Source organism: Methanolobus sp. (assembly GCF_016278365.1).
GTDB lineage: Archaea > Halobacteriota > Methanosarcinia > Methanosarcinales > Methanosarcinaceae > Methanolobus.
Map to the genome: position 1 here is coordinate 124,743 of NZ_JADQBZ010000004.1, position 16,281 is coordinate 141,023.

Annotated in this window: 20 protein-coding genes; 15 read left to right on the forward strand and 5 right to left on the reverse strand. The window is 43.0% G+C overall.

The annotated features are described in order from the left end of the window. The first annotated feature begins 36 nt into the window (after positions 1-36). The 4 genes from QZZ22_RS04140 (at position 37) to QZZ22_RS04155 (ending at position 3,087) form a co-directional block, all read left to right on the forward strand. Positions 37-528 carry a hypothetical protein gene (locus QZZ22_RS04140; protein WP_292462967.1) on the forward strand — a complete coding sequence of 164 codons (492 nt, stop codon included), beginning with the start codon at positions 37-39 and terminating at the stop codon, positions 526-528. Continuing rightward, positions 521-1,111, forward strand: a complete 591-nt coding sequence (locus QZZ22_RS04145) for an HNH endonuclease (RefSeq protein WP_292462968.1) — start codon at positions 521-523, stop codon at positions 1,109-1,111. Before QZZ22_RS04140 ends, QZZ22_RS04145 begins: the two co-directional genes overlap by 8 nt. Positions 1,112-1,131: 20 nt before the next feature. Then, entirely contained in the window at positions 1,132-2,751 is a 1,620-nt protein-coding gene (locus tag QZZ22_RS04150; protein ID WP_292462969.1) for an N-6 DNA methylase, read from the forward strand. 135 nt (positions 2,752-2,886) lie between these two features. Next, positions 2,887-3,087, forward strand: coding sequence for a hypothetical protein (locus QZZ22_RS04155; protein ID WP_292462970.1), 201 nt, complete (start codon positions 2,887-2,889; stop codon positions 3,085-3,087). A 119-nt stretch (positions 3,088-3,206) separates the two neighbouring features. Here QZZ22_RS04155 and QZZ22_RS04160 read toward each other — a convergent pair whose 3' ends face one another. Then, a complete protein-coding gene (locus QZZ22_RS04160) occupies positions 3,207-3,803 on the reverse strand; it encodes a dihydrofolate reductase family protein (RefSeq protein ID WP_292462972.1) in 597 nt (198 codons plus the stop codon). A gap of 227 nt (positions 3,804-4,030) precedes the next feature. Between QZZ22_RS04160 and QZZ22_RS04165 the strand changes: the two genes are divergently transcribed. Beyond that, complete coding sequence (locus QZZ22_RS04165; RefSeq protein ID WP_292462974.1) at positions 4,031-4,834, forward strand: hypothetical protein; 804 nt, start codon at positions 4,031-4,033, stop codon at positions 4,832-4,834. Positions 4,835-4,890: 56 nt separating this feature from the next. Here the strand turns inward: QZZ22_RS04165 and QZZ22_RS04170 are convergent, their stop codons facing one another. Beyond that, complete coding sequence (locus QZZ22_RS04170; protein ID WP_292462975.1) at positions 4,891-5,457, reverse strand: SdrD B-like domain-containing protein; 567 nt, start codon at positions 5,455-5,457, stop codon at positions 4,891-4,893. Positions 5,458-5,745: 288 nt separating this feature from the next. On the opposite strand from QZZ22_RS04170, the gene QZZ22_RS04175 reads away from it, so the two are divergent. The 10 genes from QZZ22_RS04175 to QZZ22_RS04220 all read left to right on the forward strand — a co-directional run bounded on the left by QZZ22_RS04175 (position 5,746) and on the right by QZZ22_RS04220 (position 14,874). After that, a complete protein-coding gene (locus QZZ22_RS04175) occupies positions 5,746-7,089 on the forward strand; it encodes a hypothetical protein (protein WP_292462976.1) in 1,344 nt (447 codons plus the stop codon). A gap of 331 nt (positions 7,090-7,420) precedes the next feature. After that, complete coding sequence (locus QZZ22_RS04180) at positions 7,421-7,576, forward strand: hypothetical protein (protein WP_292462977.1); 156 nt, start codon at positions 7,421-7,423, stop codon at positions 7,574-7,576. A gap of 207 nt (positions 7,577-7,783) precedes the next feature. Further along, a complete protein-coding gene (locus tag QZZ22_RS04185; protein ID WP_292462978.1) occupies positions 7,784-8,224 on the forward strand; it encodes a hypothetical protein in 441 nt (146 codons plus the stop codon). 170 nt (positions 8,225-8,394) lie between these two features. Then, the gene (thsA, locus tag QZZ22_RS04190; protein ID WP_292462979.1) at positions 8,395-10,011 is read left to right on the forward strand and encodes a thermosome subunit alpha; all 1,617 of its coding nucleotides are present in this window, start codon (positions 8,395-8,397) and stop codon (positions 10,009-10,011) included. Positions 10,012-10,380: 369 nt separating this feature from the next. Next, positions 10,381-10,935 (forward strand): biotin transporter BioY, encoded by a 555-nt coding sequence (locus QZZ22_RS04195; RefSeq protein WP_292462980.1) that lies wholly within the window; start codon positions 10,381-10,383, stop codon positions 10,933-10,935. A gap of 5 nt (positions 10,936-10,940) precedes the next feature. Beyond that, positions 10,941-11,747 carry an ATP-binding cassette domain-containing protein gene (locus QZZ22_RS04200; RefSeq protein WP_292462981.1) on the forward strand — a complete coding sequence of 269 codons (807 nt, stop codon included), beginning with the start codon at positions 10,941-10,943 and terminating at the stop codon, positions 11,745-11,747. After that, on the forward strand, positions 11,738-12,565 hold the full coding sequence (locus QZZ22_RS04205) for an ATP-binding cassette domain-containing protein (protein WP_292462983.1): 828 nt from the start codon (positions 11,738-11,740) through the stop codon (positions 12,563-12,565). The genes QZZ22_RS04200 and QZZ22_RS04205 overlap by 10 nt, the downstream gene beginning before the upstream one ends. After that, a complete protein-coding gene (locus tag QZZ22_RS04210) occupies positions 12,562-13,329 on the forward strand; it encodes a CbiQ family ECF transporter T component (protein ID WP_292462984.1) in 768 nt (255 codons plus the stop codon). Before QZZ22_RS04205 ends, QZZ22_RS04210 begins: the two co-directional genes overlap by 4 nt. Before the next feature lie 70 nt (positions 13,330-13,399). Continuing rightward, a complete protein-coding gene (locus tag QZZ22_RS04215; RefSeq protein WP_292462986.1) occupies positions 13,400-13,753 on the forward strand; it encodes a metalloregulator ArsR/SmtB family transcription factor in 354 nt (117 codons plus the stop codon). Continuing rightward, a complete protein-coding gene (locus QZZ22_RS04220; protein WP_292462987.1) occupies positions 13,750-14,874 on the forward strand; it encodes an SO_0444 family Cu/Zn efflux transporter in 1,125 nt (374 codons plus the stop codon). Before QZZ22_RS04215 ends, QZZ22_RS04220 begins: the two co-directional genes overlap by 4 nt. Before the next feature lie 14 nt (positions 14,875-14,888). On the opposite strand, the gene QZZ22_RS04225 is transcribed toward QZZ22_RS04220, so the two are convergent. Genes QZZ22_RS04225 through QZZ22_RS04235 form a run of 3 tightly spaced genes read right to left on the reverse strand, consistent with a single transcriptional unit; the run spans position 14,889 to position 16,057 of the window. Beyond that, the gene (locus tag QZZ22_RS04225) at positions 14,889-15,431 is read right to left on the reverse strand and encodes a molybdenum-dependent transcriptional regulator (protein ID WP_292462988.1); all 543 of its coding nucleotides are present in this window, start codon (positions 15,429-15,431) and stop codon (positions 14,889-14,891) included. 11 nt (positions 15,432-15,442) lie between these two features. Next, entirely contained in the window at positions 15,443-15,649 is a 207-nt protein-coding gene (locus tag QZZ22_RS04230) for a helix-turn-helix transcriptional regulator (RefSeq protein ID WP_292462989.1), read from the reverse strand. A gap of 12 nt (positions 15,650-15,661) precedes the next feature. Continuing rightward, a complete protein-coding gene (locus QZZ22_RS04235) occupies positions 15,662-16,057 on the reverse strand; it encodes a hypothetical protein (RefSeq protein WP_292462990.1) in 396 nt (131 codons plus the stop codon). Positions 16,058-16,281 lie beyond the last annotated feature (224 nt).

A 16,281-nucleotide genomic window follows, 5' to 3' on the forward strand; every position in this document is an offset into this window, starting at 1 on the left:
GACCTAAAAACAGAACTAAATGACATCTTATCATGGATGAATGAGAAAAACATTGATATAATCATAGTCGATTTTAACTTAAAAGAAAATGATTCAGTGAATATATTTGGAAACCAGATTCTTGAAATGATAAACAATAGATATCTCAACTTTCCAATGTTTATGTTTACAGGTCATGAGCTAGATGCTATTAACACATCAGATCCTTCCATAGATGATTTAATTCATGAAAAGGATTCTGTTTATGAAAATAAGGAGTTGATGGCTCAGCGCATCACTAATAAAATTGAAAACTACAACACAAAATTGGAATCAGCTCATTTAGAATATAGTGCTCTTGTTAAAAAGGAAAAATTAAGCTTGGAAGAAGAAGAACAACTGCTTAGGTTGGACTTATTTCTGGAAGAAAGTCATGATAAAACGCAAGCAAAAGCAGTACTATCAAAACGTAGTGAGTATCTGGAAGAGTTGACTAAATTAGTTGAAAAAGCAGATGCAATATTAAAAGAGATTGATCAAAATGAGTGATTTCAGGCTTATCTCTCCAAAAAGAAGAAATCAAACTAAAGAAGTTAAAGACTATAGATTACATAAGAATGATTTGTGCGAGGACTTCAAAAACAGTTGCGGATACTGTGGTGATAATGATGCCTTTTCGGGAGGGAAAAGGTTCTATCAAATTGACCATTTTGTACCAAAGTCCTTCGAAGAAATTGATCGCGCGGAATATTCGAATTTAGTGTATTCATGCTTTTTTTGCAACAATAGAAAAAGAAAAGATTGGCCAACTGGCAATATTAATCAGCATAATGATGGAATACGAGGATACATCGATCCTTGTCACGACGATTTCCCAGGGCATTTCAAAAGAAATGAAAGAGGGGATATTATCCCCTGTTCTCAGCTTGGTGATTACATGCATCTTCACTTAAATTTGGGATTACGAAGACATGCCTTAATATGGAATTTATCCCGTTTTGAGATTCGAATAGAAAGACTCAAAAAGCTTAAAGAAAAAGGTTTATTAAAAGATCACATTTTAGAATACTGCACTCTATTAGAAAAATATTATGAAGAAATGATGTACTTACGTGTTATAAATAATGAGTGATATTTGGTATGAGGTACCAAATGGAAAATCAAAAACAGAACGGAAGTTACTATACATCTCCATTACTAGCAAATTTTATAGTAAAGCATATTTTTGAACATTATGTACTCCCTAAGAAAGTAAAAATACTAGAGCCTAGTTGTGGGGATGGGATATTTATTGAAGCATTGCTTAACCATGTTCCTTTTGATTCAATATCCGAGTTAACTTTAGTCGAAAAAAGTAATTTGGAACTTGAAAAAGCATTAAAAATCACACAGAGTTATAATCCTTTATTAAAGGTAAATTCGTTCAATACTGATTTTCTCGAATTCCAAGAAGATTTATCTGAGAGATATAATCTCATTATAGGTAATCCACCTTATATAAAAAAAGTTTTACTTTCCAAACGGCAAAGAGAATTATGCCATAAAATCCACCAAAATGCAGAATTATCGTCTGACTGCATTAAAAATATATGGACATCTTTTCTATTAACTTCAATTAAGAAATTGGATGAAAATAGTGTTATATGTTTGGTTTTACCTGCAGAATTACTTCAAGTTAAATATGCTAAAGAAATAAGAAAGTATCTATTGGATAGTTTTAATAGAATTGAAATTTTTGCATTCAATGAACTTATTTTCGAAAAGATAGAACAAGATGTTATTGTACTAATAGCTTCAAAAGAAGCTGCTTCAAATGGGAAAGACGGAATTTCATTTTATCAAGTAAATAAGCTTGAGGATTTACAAATACCTCAGTTTATTGAAAAAAATAGTAATGTACATAGGAAGACTCTTGACAAATGGACTAATTATCTTCTTGAAGACGAGGAACTGAATTTCATAGATGATATTAGAAGAAGATTAATGCCTATAGAATACTATTGTGAAAAAATTGGTGTAGGTATTGTTACAGCAGCGAATTCATATTTTATAGTAAATGATGACAAAGTAGATGAGTACCAACTTCATAGTTTTTCAGATAGCATCCTCTCAAAATCGTCAGACATTAGCGGAATAATTGATATTACAAATGAAGTCATAAGTGATTTAAAACAATCGAATAAGAAAACAAATCTCATCACCTTTCCTAATGTCGATATCGAAGAAATAGATCAAAGTGCAAGAAAATATATTGATTATGGAGAGTCTTTAGACCTTGATAAAAGATACAAATGCAAGCAGCGCACAAACTGGTATAGTGTTCCATATCTTTGGAAGTGTGATGGTTTTTTTGGAAAACGTGCTCACAAGTTCCCAAGAGTAATTCTAAACAGTGCAAAGATTAATGTCACTGATTCCTTCTATCGAATAAATATAAAAGAAGAATATGATATCAAAAGCTTAGTGTTCTCTTTTTACAACTCACTGTGTTTAGTCCTTGCAGAGTTGGAAGGCCGCTATTATGGTGGTGGCGTCTTGGAATTAACTCCCAATGAATTCAAAAAAATATCTCTTCCATATTGCGAAAATATAACAAATGAGCACTTTTTAGCCCTCGGGGAGATGCTCAAGAGTGAGCAAAATATATGTAATATTTTAAATTACACTGATAACATTATTCTCAAAGAAAATATTGGATTAGAAGAACACGAAATAGAAAAATTGAGGCAAATTAGAGAAAAACTTGTTGCAAGAAGACTAAAATCTAGTTGAAGGCACTGATTGTTATTAGTCCTATATTGTCGGATGACACTGGAATCTATAAGGTTTTATTGATATTGATAATCTCGACGGTCACTTACAAGTAATTATAAGCTACATATCACCACAATCTCAGGAGGAAACATCGTGGCTCCTACCATTGACCAAACAACAATACCAGCTACACAGCTTGTACGAGACCGGCTTAAAAGCTATGGTCGAAAAGGAGAGACCTATAGCGAGATATTGGAACGCCTCATGGATGCTGTCGATAAGGATGAATTTATGGACCGCATGTGCAGGCGCCTGGAAGAAAAGGATCAGTTTGTCTCAGTTGATGAAATCTAAGTGAGCAAAATGCCATTCCGGATAAATGTGCACCCGCACATAAGGAAATTCCTGAGCTCACAGGACCTTGAAACAAGGAACAGGTTTGTAGAATGTCTATTTTTATGAAACGAGTATCATCAGAATGAACCGGTTTCAACTCTCCCTGCACGCTTATAGGAAGCTATTATCACTCCCTTCGGTGAGCTTTTCAGATCGTGCAAAGTAAACGCAGCAGGAATGGTGCCTTCGGCAAACAGGCGCTTGCCTGTTCCGAGGGTGACAGGGAATATCTTGAGCCAGAGCTCATCAACAAGATCATGTTCCAATAGTGTCTGAATGAGCTTGCCGCTGCCGTGGACTTGCAGCTGCGGACCTTCCTGTGACTTGAGTTCTTTTATTTTCCCGACGACATCGTCTTTCAACTGGACTGAATTACTCCACTCAGGCTGCATTTGAGAATGAGAGACTACATACTTTTTTGCTTTGTTGAGTGCTTCTCCATCTTCATTATGGGTCGGCCAGTATGCGGCAAATATCTCATACGTTTTCCTGCCAAGCAAAAGGTCAAATGGTTTGCTCATCTGTTCGGTCATTACCTTGCCAAGAAAGTCGTCAAAGTAGGGAACTGTCCACCCGCCATATTTGAAATCTCCCGATGTATCTTCCTCAGGCCCGCCGGGAGCCTGCATAATTCCGTCCAGTGTTATAAAAGATAGGACAATGATCTTTCTCATAATGTTTCCTCCCCTGAATCCAAAGGTGCTTTACTTTTTATATTTACCAAATACCATATTCTTTTTTCGGCTCTATGTTTTCTTGTGTTGGTTAACATGCAGGCAGCTATCATTTTTAAATCGCTGTAACAAATATGTAATGTAAATTTGCAGAGTCAGAATGTCCTGCTTAAGAAAGACATTCCTGATTCACCTCATTTAAATAGAGAATTTCACATTCTGGTAATATGAACGATCCAGACATTCACACATATATTCAAGAGGCTGAAGAAATCGAAGAAATGTACATGGACCTGCTGGAAGGTACGACCCAGAAAAGGATGAGGCATGCTGGTGATGGTTCCTCGGGATTGCCGAATGTCGAATATAAAGTATGTATCATCAATTCCAAGAACGAGCTGCTGCAGTGTACCCTTTTGAGAAAGTATGAGGTCTGGTATGAAGCCTGCCGCAAGCTTGCTCTTGAATATATGGGCAGGGGCAGGGGAGCGAAGTATGAAAGTTTCACGGGGATGTACGAGAGGATATTGAGCCTGATCGATCTCAAAGACCCTGACACGAACTCTAATGAGAAGAAGCATTTAAAAGACGGATTCCTCTCCGGTTTTGATGGCCAGGTCCGCATGCTGCACACAATAGAGCCTATTATCACCTTAAGTAAGAACAACTACAAGAGAATGATAACAGCAGATCTGGTGAATTCCGGACTTGAAGAAGCTGAAAGTCTATATCAGCAAGGGTCTATCCGCCAGGCAGGTATTATTGCAGGTTTTGGTCTTGAACGATACTTAAGGGCATTGTGCGAGGTTAACGATATTGGATTGGAACCTGAAGATACCATGGTCACGATGGCTCAAAAGCTCCTTGGATCCAATAAGCTGCAGGATATTGATTCAGAAAGCCTTGGATCAATGGACCATCTCGCAACTTTAAGGGATAAATGTACTCGTCCGGATGAAGAGCCACAGGAAGACGAAGTCCGGGAATTGATCGACAAGACCAGGGAAGTAATGTTCCTGGCTTTCTGTTGAATTGAATTTTATTTTCCAGCCAATCCCTCAATCCGCCTAAAAAATGAGTGCTGAAATCACTCATTCCTGCGCCTGAAAATAAATGCCAGTCCTATTATCGCAGCCATGGGCAAGGCGATTGTCGGGAACTCCGGTATCTCGTTTGTCACGCGCACCAGGCCGGCGTCCCATGTATAATCTTCTTCACCGTTCGCAAGGTTTGTGCATACTGTCAGGCCGGTCACGGTGTCTGCGTCACTGTCAACATCATAGTTCCCAGTATCTGCACTCGTGAATTTCCAACCGGTCGGGTGCACGAACTCTATATAGTAACTCTGGTAATTGGCAGGTATATCTTCAAAGCAATAGGATCCGTTTTCATCTGTTGTAGTTGTGGCAACAAGGATCATTGTACAGCAATCATAAAGGTTCACCGTCACGCCTCCCACGCCGGGCTCTCCCTCATCTTGTACCCCATTGAAGTTTATGTCTTCCCACACACGGTCGCCAATCTTTCCAACTTCGCATGGTCTGGAATTAGCCAAAGCTTGGGATGATGATGCTATCAGCAAGGTTATGACGATCAACACTATCCCGATTGATCTCACTTGATACGTTACACTATTCACACTATTTTTTATCATATTTCACCACCACTTTTTAGGAACAGGATATTTCCCATTAATTCGCAAGACTTTCTTCTATAAGAATGTTACTAAAATAAGTTAAGTAACAGCGTTAAGCAGGCTTGATTTATCATAACTCTGGATATTCTAGTTGGCATAGTTCTGAAGGCTTTATGCACCGGACTTCCCACTATTTCTGGAATCAATATCCTCTGACGTGGATAACTGCGAACTGCACTGAAGTTTAGACAATTCTTTAATAAGTAGACTTCCTAGATGTACTGAGAACAACAAGAGGTGTGATCTATGAAAAAATCCTTGATCTATATTTCAATAGGGCTGCTGGTCATCAGTTCACTCTTTGTATCAGGTGCAATGGCAGATGGCAGAATGCCTTTGATCCAATCGCTCAACACAGAAGTAAAGATGGTCTCCTCTGCAGGTTCCGGTGTATCTTCCGAGCCTGCCTATGCAGGAGACATTGCCACCGTCACGGATATGGCAATCTACCCTTACGGGGAAATGAGCAAAATTGTCGTAAAACCAAGTTACTCTAATGTGAGGCTGCAGCCCGGCGAGAGCAGGGAGATAAAGGTCAGTGTCACCAACAGGGGAGATAAAACAGCTTCCATCGATCCGACACTGGTTATCCAGCCCTACACCCCGAACTATCTCAAGGATGAATGGGTAGTCGTAACACCAACATCCGCTGAACTTGCGCCGGATGCAAAACAGGATTTCCTTGTCAGGATAAGCATTCCCGAAAATGCAGACCTGGGGTACTATTATGCAACCATGGCCTTTGGGGAGTCTGATGTACAGAACCACACCATGTATCCTGTGTACGGCGGCTCCCTGGAGATGTCAATAGATGTCTGGACCCCTCCAAGCGTCCAGATCGGGACGACCTACATCAACGACCGTGTCGAGGCAGGCAGCAGTTATGACTATGAAGTCAAGATAACCAACGTGGGCAAGCAGGACATCGCAATGGACCCCGAAGTGCTCATAAACAATATCTATTATGCTGAGGCTGTGTCTTCTGTCAGGTACGGAGGTGCTTCAATGGCTGTAATTGATGAGAGTGCCATCACGGTGGATGCGCCTTCCGTAATCAAGGCCGGCGAAACGGTAACTGTAAAAGTAAGGCTGGACGTACCTTCGGATGCTACTGGCTCTTTCAGCGGTACCATTGACCTTGGGATAGACGACCCTGCCCTGCGTGAATGGGAAGGCCAGGTGCAGCTGTACTTCACAGTATGGGAGCAGCCCTCTGAAACTTTCGTCAGGGAGTTCACCACTTACACCGATGGCACAATGAGTATAGAGGTTACGACAAACGTATATGATTATGGCATCTATGGTACCAGGTCATCCAGTCTGTCACCATCGTTCGAAGTTTCAATGAAGCAGGGTGGCCAGCCGGTAGATATGCAGCTCGTCAGGACAACCACAAAAGGCCATGTCACCTACGGTACGAGTCCTATGGAGCCGATGACATCCTCTGCATCCTTTGGTTATCAGAGCACTGGTACGATGTATACTGAAGTCTATGAGGTCGCAGGTGCCGCAGGCGAATGGACACTGAGTATACTTCCGGTAAATACGGATAACTTTGAGTACAGCATCACTACAGGTGATCTGGACTAAGGAAAGGGTCAATGACCCTGTCCTCTCTCCTTCGCCCTCTTTTTTGATGTGTTCCCAGTGACCTGAATTTATATTCCTTTCAGCAGGAGGTGGCTTGATGAGTAGATGTGTATGTCCCGGAAAAGTAAGAATAATGATAGTTTTTACTCTGTATCTACTTATGTTAATGTCTGTGGTTTTCGCAGGATTGATCGCTAATTAAGAACATTTGAATTTATCATTTGAGTGATGTATTTTTCTACATTTGATGATGCGTAGCTGCTTTAATAGATAAGTATTTATATTTATTTTTCTAATTAGATATTATAAATTGTTCATTTAGGAGTATTGCATGAACAACCAAGATGAAACCACATTCAATGAGTTTAAGGAAATATTCCATCGGTATCTCGACACAGATGATCTCTCTGACCAGGAGTTCCTTCTCCGGCATGATATGATCCAGTTCATCAAGAACGCGTGTATAAGGAGCCTCGTGGTCTGCTAGGCCTGGCTTCTTCCGGTTAATGGCAGGTCCCGGGAAATTTTAAGGGGATAAATATCCCGACCCCTGCATGGTCCATAGCTCCTGCTGCCCCTCTTTAAATTTTACTGATGTACCGAACTGTCATGGGGTACTTTCGGACAAAATGCTTATTTGCATTGCCTCCCATCTTTTAATCAGAATAAAGTTCATGCAACGGGGTATATTACTATGGGTAAGCCAGCTATCTTTCTTGAAAAATCAAAGAATAATACTTTCAGATCGTACGATGTTCCTATGTTGATGAAGAGCCTGCATCAGGATGCGAGGCATGGTGTCATTGATCTGAGTGATGATGATGTCCAGTGGTTCAGGACATATAGTTTTGCTCTGCAGCAACTGGAGCTTAATACGAGTGGCAAGTCCCCGAACTTTAATGAAAGTGAATGGGGAGGGACTATCGAAGATTTTGGTAAAGTCAAGGCCATGGTGGATGAAATGGAAAGTTCGCTGGTGATAACTAACGTGGGCTGGAATGCGGGTGGTAACTCTCTTTTCAATGCTCCTAATCCGGGTATGTCTTTTTTCAACATCCCTGATCCGGCACGTTACAGGCAGCATGTGTATTATCTGATTAATGCACATCTGGACAAATTATACGGCAGGTCCTGATCGATATTATCTTTTATTTCCTATTTTAGTCTAAAATAACTGACCGGTTATCTTTATATAGAACTGCTTGCATTTAGATTGAGCAGCATGAGTATCCTAGATACTCGATGGCAACTAACACTAACTTTCTACATTGGTAGAATGATTCATGATTACAAGGAGGTTATAATTTGGCAGGACAGCCCAGGTTCGTTTCAGGAAGCAACAGCATGAAATCACGCGGAAGAGATGCGCAAAGCATCAATATCCTTGCAGGTAAAGCCGTGGCAAAGGCAGTAAGGACCACTCTTGGTCCCAAGGGTATGGACAAAATGCTTGTAGATTCATTAGGTGATATTGTCATCACTAACGATGGTGCGACAATTCTCAGGGAAATGGATATCGAGCACCCGGCAGCAAAGATGGTGGTCGAGGTCGCAAAGACCCAGGATGATGAGGTCGGCGACGGTACTACCACAGCAGCTGTACTTACAGGAGAACTTCTTGCAAAAGCTGAAGAACTCCTTGATAAGGGCATTCACCCAACAATAATAGCTTCAGGATACAGGCATGCTGCAAAGAAATGCGCTGAGATCCTTGAAACAATCACAATAGACGTCTCCCGGGATGACAGGGAAACACTTAAAAAACTTGCCAGAACCGCCCTTACAGGGAAAGGCGCAGGCGAGTATAAGGAATTCCTTTCAGAAATCGTTCTCGATGCTGTTCTCTCAGTTGCTGAGGATACCGACGATGGTGTCAAGGTTGATGTAGGTGACATAACCATCGAAAAGAAGGAAGGCGGAAGTATCCTTGATACAGAGATGGTTCCCGGTCTCATTATTGACAAAGAGCGTGTCAGGCCGAACATGCCAAAGAAGATCGAAAATGCGAAGATTCTGCTGGCGAGCTTTGCAATAGAGTTCCATAAGATCGAGAAAGATGCAGAGATCAAGATTACTTCTCCGGACCAGATGCAGCTCTTCGTAGAGCAGGAAGAGAGAATGGTCAAGGAGATGGTTGACAAGATCATCGCAAGTGGTGCAAATGTTGTGTTCTGCCAGAAGGCCATTGACGACCTTGCACAGTACTACCTTGAGAAGGCTGGTATCTATGCATGCAGAAGGATCAAGAAGAGCGACCTTCAGAAATTAGCAAAAGCAACCGGAGCAACTCTGTTCCAGGATGTCACGGATATAAGATCAAGTGACCTTGGAGCTGCCGAAGTGGTAGAAGAGAAAGATGTCAACGGTGCCAAGATGACCATCCTCACCGGATGCAGGGAAGAGAAGACCGTTTCCCTTATCCTCCACGGTGGTACAACACACATCGTCGATGCACTCAAACGCGCACTCAATGATGCATTATGTGTTGTGGGTGTAGCGCTGGAAGATCGGAAGATCGTTGCAGGCGGTGGCTCTCCGGAGATCGAGCTTGCACTCAGGCTCAGGGAATATGCAGCAACCCTCAAGGGCAGGGAACAGCTTGCTGTCAGCAAGTTCGCAGAAGCCTTCGAGATAATTCCACAAACCCTTGCCGAAAATGCAGGTCTGGATGCCATTGATATGCTTATCGAACTGCGCTCCCAGCACGAGCAGGGCAACAAGAATGCAGGCCTTGATGTTTACACCGGTCAGGTAGTGAACATGTTTGACAAGGACGTCCTTGAACCTCTCAGGATCAAGACCCAGGCTATCAATGCTGCTACAGAAGCAACCGTAATGATCCTCAGGATCGATGATGTGGTTGCAAGTTCCAGGAAGTCAGCAATGCCGCCAGGAATGCCTCAGCCTGGCATGGGGATGTAAGTCTCAAACATTATTCTATATAGTGCCGGTACTCCGGCACATCATGTTTTTTTATTAATTGTCCTTTTCTAAGAGTGTTGCAAATCCAAGTGGCTTTTGTGCCTTATTGTAAACCTCTCTGTTTCTTCTCATATCTTTAAGATAAGTTTTTTATAACATGTAAACCATTTGAAAAAAAAGGTTGACAATGCACATGTATCTCTGTATTGCTTGTGCTCAGATGAAGCTTTGCAGTTTTGTGCGGTCAATGATGATCTTTATTGTAAACCCAATGATGTGAAATCGTGTGTACCTGGGATAATACAGGAAAAAGATGGACCGAGGTAAAAGGAAAGAGTACAAAGAAAAGTCTAAAAAAGGAGTATAACTGTGAACAAAAGTTACCATCGCGAAAGTGATTATCAGAGCGACATAAGGAAAATGGCACTGTCCTCCCTTTTTGCCGCGCTGATATCTGTAGGGGCATTCATCAGGATACCGGTTCCCATAAGTCCTGTCCCGGTAACTCTGCAGGTTCTTTTTATATTCCTTGCAGGGGCAATGCTTGGTGCACGGTGGGGGCTTATGAGTGTAATGATCTATCTGTTACTTGGTATTATAGGACTGCCCGTATTCTCTGGCGGTTCCTCTGGTATTGGTGTACTTTTAGGACCTACCGGCGGTTATCTTGTAGGCTTTGCAGCTGCTGCCTTTATTATTGGTGCATTTTCCGAAAAACTGGGCACTTCCAGTGTACTTAAAAATGCTGTGTTCATGTTTGCAGGGTTGCTTATAATATATTTCTTTGGAGCAACTTACCTGATGTACGTTGCACAGATATCTGTAGATAGCGCGATAGTACTGGGCGTTATCCCCTATCTTCCGGGGGATCTGCTGAAACTGGCCCTCTCTTCATTTATAGTTGCAAAATACCCGGTTGAATGACCCTCATGATTGAGATTCAGGATCTTCTTTACAGTTACCCGGATGGTACTATCGCGCTGGATTCAGTAGACCTGCACATTGGAAAAGGGGAATTCGTTGTAATTGCAGGCAGAAACGGCAGCGGTAAATCCTCTCTGGTCCGTCACATGAACGCTTTACTCCTCCCGTCCGGCGGTTGTGTATCTGTCAACAGGTTGTGTACATTACAGAAAAAGAACCATCCTGACATTCGCAAGGCGATTGGCATGGTCTTCCAGGGACCCGATTCACAGTTCATAGGGATGACAGTTGAAGAGGATGTAGCTTTTGGCCCGGAGAATCTCGGTCTTCCTCCTTTGAGGATAAGAGAGCTTGTGGAAATATCTCTTGAAATGATGGGTATCTCAGAACTACGGTTCCATTCCCCAAGATCCCTTAGCGGTGGGCAGAAACAGAAAGTTGCAATTGCAGGCGTGCTTGCAATGGAGCCTGGGTGTATTGTCTTTGACGAGGTCACCTCCATGCTCGACCCATTTTCAAGAAAAGACGTGCTTGATGCTGTAAAACGCATCCATGCAAAAGGCACTACTGTAATTTATGTAACTCACAGGCTCGAAGAAACTATAAATGCTGATCGTCTGGTCATCATGGATTCCGGTAAGGTAGTAGCCGATGCATCTCCGCGTGATGTGTTCCTGCAGCATGATCTTGAAATGTATGGCATCGAGCTGCCCCCGGTTGTGGCACTTTCACGAATGCTTACAAGAGCTGGTTTTCCTGGTATCGGAATCGCTCTTACAAAAGACGAACTTCTGGAGGCTTTGTGTCCATAGATATAAGGAATCTGACCTTTAGATACAACCCGGGCACTCCTCTTGAGAATACCTCTCTTAAAGATATCAGTCTCTCCATTGGCAAGGGTGAGTTCATTCTCATTGGAGGTGAGATCGGCTCTGGTAAATCGACACTTGTCCGACATTTCAACGGTCTGCTAAAACCTTCTTCAGGGCAGGTTACAGTTGACGGCATGGCAGCCCATGCCAAAAAAGTTAAAGCCAGGGTCGGTGTGCTTTTTCAGTTCCCGCAGCAACAACTGTTTGGGAGGACTGTTTTTGAGGATGTGGCCTTTGGTCCGCGGAATTTTGGTTTAAGGGGTAATGAACTGGAAGAACAAGTGTATTCTGCACTGGAACTCCTCGGGTTTGACAAAGAAATTTGCTCCAATTCACCTTTTCACCTTAGCGGAGGCCAGATGAGGTTGGTTGCCATAGCAGGTGTTCTGGCTTCCATGCCTGAATATCTTGTGCTGGATGAGCCTTTCTCCGGACTTGATGCTGAAAATAGGACTACTCTTTTGTCTGCACTAAAGCATCTTACTACCAAGGGAACTTCTGTTATCGTTGTATCCCACAGGATACCCGACCTGCTGTCTGCTGCTGACCGGATCTTCCTGCTAGACCATGGGAATCTTGTATTTGGCGGGACCCCTGTAGATTATGTAAAACATGCGCCTTATCTCCCTGAAATCACATGTCTTATGAAAGAAATGCGCAGGAAGGGTTTTGATGTAAGGGATGACATCTTCCACATAGATGATGCCTTTAGTGAGATTTCCCGCGTTTTGAACACAAAGGGGGCAGTGGGGAAATGAACAATCTTTTCTTCCGGTATGTTCCAGGCAACTCTATCATTCACAGGCTCGACCCCCGGGTAAAAATAGCCGCAATGCTGATTACAAGTATCAGTATTTTCATCTCTTCCTCTTTCAGGGAAATGGCTGTGGTAGCCCTTGTATTCTTTTTACTGGTTCTGATTTCATCCACATCAGTCAGGATCATCCTGGGCGCTGTCAGGCCGATGTTAATGTTCCTAGGTATTATTTTCATCCTGCAGCTTTTCCTTACTGAAGGGAATCCTCTGTTTTCCCTGATGGGCCTTGATGCCACCTATGAAGGACTTGCCCTTGGAGCTTTAATGAGCATGAGATTTCTTTTCCTGCTGATGTTTGCTTCACTTCTCACGGCCACCACAGCTCCATCGGTAATGACAACGGGAATAGAAAAAATGCTTCGTCCTCTGCCTCTGAAAAAACTGGGGATCTCATCTTTTGACCTTGCAACCATGATGTTCCTTTCTTTACATTTTGTGCCCCTTCTTTATGGAAGTTTCAGTCATCTCCGGGATGCACAGGTCTCACGTGGTCTGGATATGGCTCGAAACCCTTTCAAAGCTGTGTATGCTCTATCTGTCCCGATGGTCCGCACTGCTTTCACATCTGCAGAAGAAGTAGCTGTAGCAATGGAAAGCCGTTGCTATCAGGGTGTAAACCGTAGCTCCCTTAATGAACCTGTGATGCAGAAAAAGGATCTTGCAGCTTTACTCATCTTTGGTATTATAATGTTCTTCCTGGTTTAAGGGTCATTTTGTCTGCATGCCTGTTTATTTTCCGGTATACATAAATACATGCACATATGTTCATATATCCATGACTGAAAATGTCGAGCATGTGTGTGCGGATGAAAGATCGATATCCCTGTTATCACAAAACGTTCCTTCCGAAGAGGAACTTTGCAGGATGTGCAATATCTTTAGTGCCCTCCAGTCCGAGACCCGCCTGAAGATACTGTTCCTGCTATCCCGGAGTGGCCTCTGTGTAAAGGAACTTGAACAGGCACTCAGTATCTCCCAGCCGGCCATCTCCCACAGCCTGCGGACACTTCGTCAGCTTGATCTGGTGCGTGTGAAAAAAGAAGGCAGATTTGCAGTCTACCATGTTGCTGACGAACATGTGCAGACCTTTGTTGAAATGTGCAGGAAGCACGTCTCTGAGTGTGAATGATCATGAGAGGAACTATCCTTGTCGCATTTGCAGGAATTGTGATGGAATCCTGGCGCCTTTTTGTTGAAATGGCTCCCTATCTCTTTCTTGGATTTGTAATAGCAGGTCTTCTGCATGTGTACATTCCTGAAAGACAGATCCTGAAGTATCTTGGCAATTCCGCTGGAAAGATCAGGTCGGCGTTGCATGCAACATTGCTGGGTATTCCTATACCTCTTTGTTCGTGCGGTGTAGTTCCCACTGCACTATCCCTGCAGAAGAAGGGTGCTACAAAGGGTGCCACTTTGTCCTTCCTTATATCCACTCCTGAAACAGGTGTGGATTCAATAACTATAACCTATGCCCTGCTTGACCCTATAATGACAGTGTTCCGACCGCTGGCAACTCTTGTAACAGCTCTCTCGGCAGGGATAGCAGAGAACTTCCTCAATCACGAAGAACTTCCTCTCCCTGAACAAAAAGCTGCTGATAAAAAGAACATCCTGATGATGCAGCCTCTAGTACCTTTGGCTGCATGCAGTGATGCATCCTGCTCCTGCCAGCCTTCTCCTGTGAAAGATAGTGTCCTGTCCGGACCTGCCCGCTTTAAAGACGGCCTGAGATATGCCTTTGTCGAGCTTCTGGGCGACATCTCAAAATGGCTGGTAATTGGCATCATTCTTGCAGGCATCATATCATATGCAGTGCCCTATGAGCTTGTAAGTTCTTATCTGGGCGGTGGCATTGCTTCTATGATGTTCATGCTAATAGTTGGTATCCCTCTCTACATCTGCGCCACGGCATCCACACCGCTGGCTGCAGCTCTTATAGCAAAAGGAATGAGTCCTGGAACAGCATTCGTTTTCCTGCTTGCCGGACCTGCAACCAACGCGGCGACTATTACAATGGTAACGAAATTTCTCGGCAAGAAAAGTGCTGCAATCTACCTTGGAACAATAGCAATCTGCTCATTGGGCTTTGGCTTGCTGCTCGACCTGATATATTTCAGAATGGGCATTGAGGCAAGTGCTGTGGTCGGCAGTGCAAGCGAGATATTGCCGGAACCGGTGAAGATTGCATTCGCACTGGCACTCATTCCGTTTATTATACACGGTATATCCAGAAAGCAGTGCAGGCAGTAAACTGCATTAACGATTTACTTTTTCCCAATAAGGACCTCGGTAGATTTAACTATTGCAAAGACCTTGTCACCCGGCTGGATATCAAGTCTTTCCACAGCCTCGCTGGTAATGATGGATGTCAGGACAGAGGGCTCGATCTCAAGTGTTACCTTTGAGACTAGTCCTTCACGCTCCACCTTAGTCACTTTACCCGGTATCCTGTTACGTGCGGATATCTTCAGCCCAATATTCTCCCAGGAGCCTTCATCTTTCATACTATCTTCAAGGAACTCCCTGTTATGCTCGTACTCCCGTATAAGATGGCGTCCCTCCTCTGTCAGGAAAGTGCCCTGGTCCTTACCTCCCCGCACGGTTGTCACAACATCCTTCCCCAGTCTTTCGCTCATTGTATTGAGCACATTCCATGCATGCTTGTAGGAGATATCCAGCTTCCCACAGGCTTTTCTGAGAGATCGCTCCTCATCAATTGCTTTGAGCAAAGCTACTTTCCCTGCACCGATAAGCGGCTTCCCTTCCGATGTCAGCCAGACCTTTGTTTTTGTTTCCATATCCTTCATCTAACACTCTTTCATTTGAGGTCTTCTTCCTCAAACATAAATAGTTCGTCAATGCTCGTTTGCAGGCATCTTGCAACCTTGCAGGCAAGTTTGAGTGAGGGATTATATTTGCCTTTCTCAAGGAATCCAATGGTTTCCCTTCTTACTCCCACAAGAGTTGCCAGATCTTCCTGTGTCATATCGTATCTCGCCCTCAGTTCTTTTATCCTGGTCTTCATCTTTGCCTCTGCCTACTCTACATCGCCTTTCCTAAAAAGGTACCACTGGAAACCTTTTGCAGTGACCGCCATTACAAGGAGGAGCAGTCCCAGTACCTGGTCGACTGTCAGCTTCACGAGTTCGAAGTAGTTCACCCAGAATAGCACAGCGAGTAGAATGAGAGTGACGAACCATGAATAAGAGAGTCCGTAAGAGCCTATCCTGACAGTCCTTTCGTCCTTCATTGGCCCGTCCTTGAATCTCTTTGCCCTTATATATGTAACAAAGATGATCACACCACCGATGTTGATAAGGCTGATAGCTATCTCCTGATTGTTCTTAAAGAATGCAACCATGGCTACTCCTGCCATTATCAGGATAACAGCTATGGAGTACATCGTTTTTGTGTATCTTTCCATTTTATCCATTGTTATTCTCCTCCATTGATTTCTAACATTATGTTGGGCATTTATCGCTAAATGTTATCTTTTTCTATATTAATGATAGTTATATCTAACACGGCAATTCCCTTATTTATACTTGTGGGCTAAGTTCCTTCCCGGAAACATATTTATTTAGTGAAACCCCCAGTTTTATCCGGGAGATTTGATGTGGCGTTTCCAGCCATAAATTTAAGGAATCAGGGAGAACA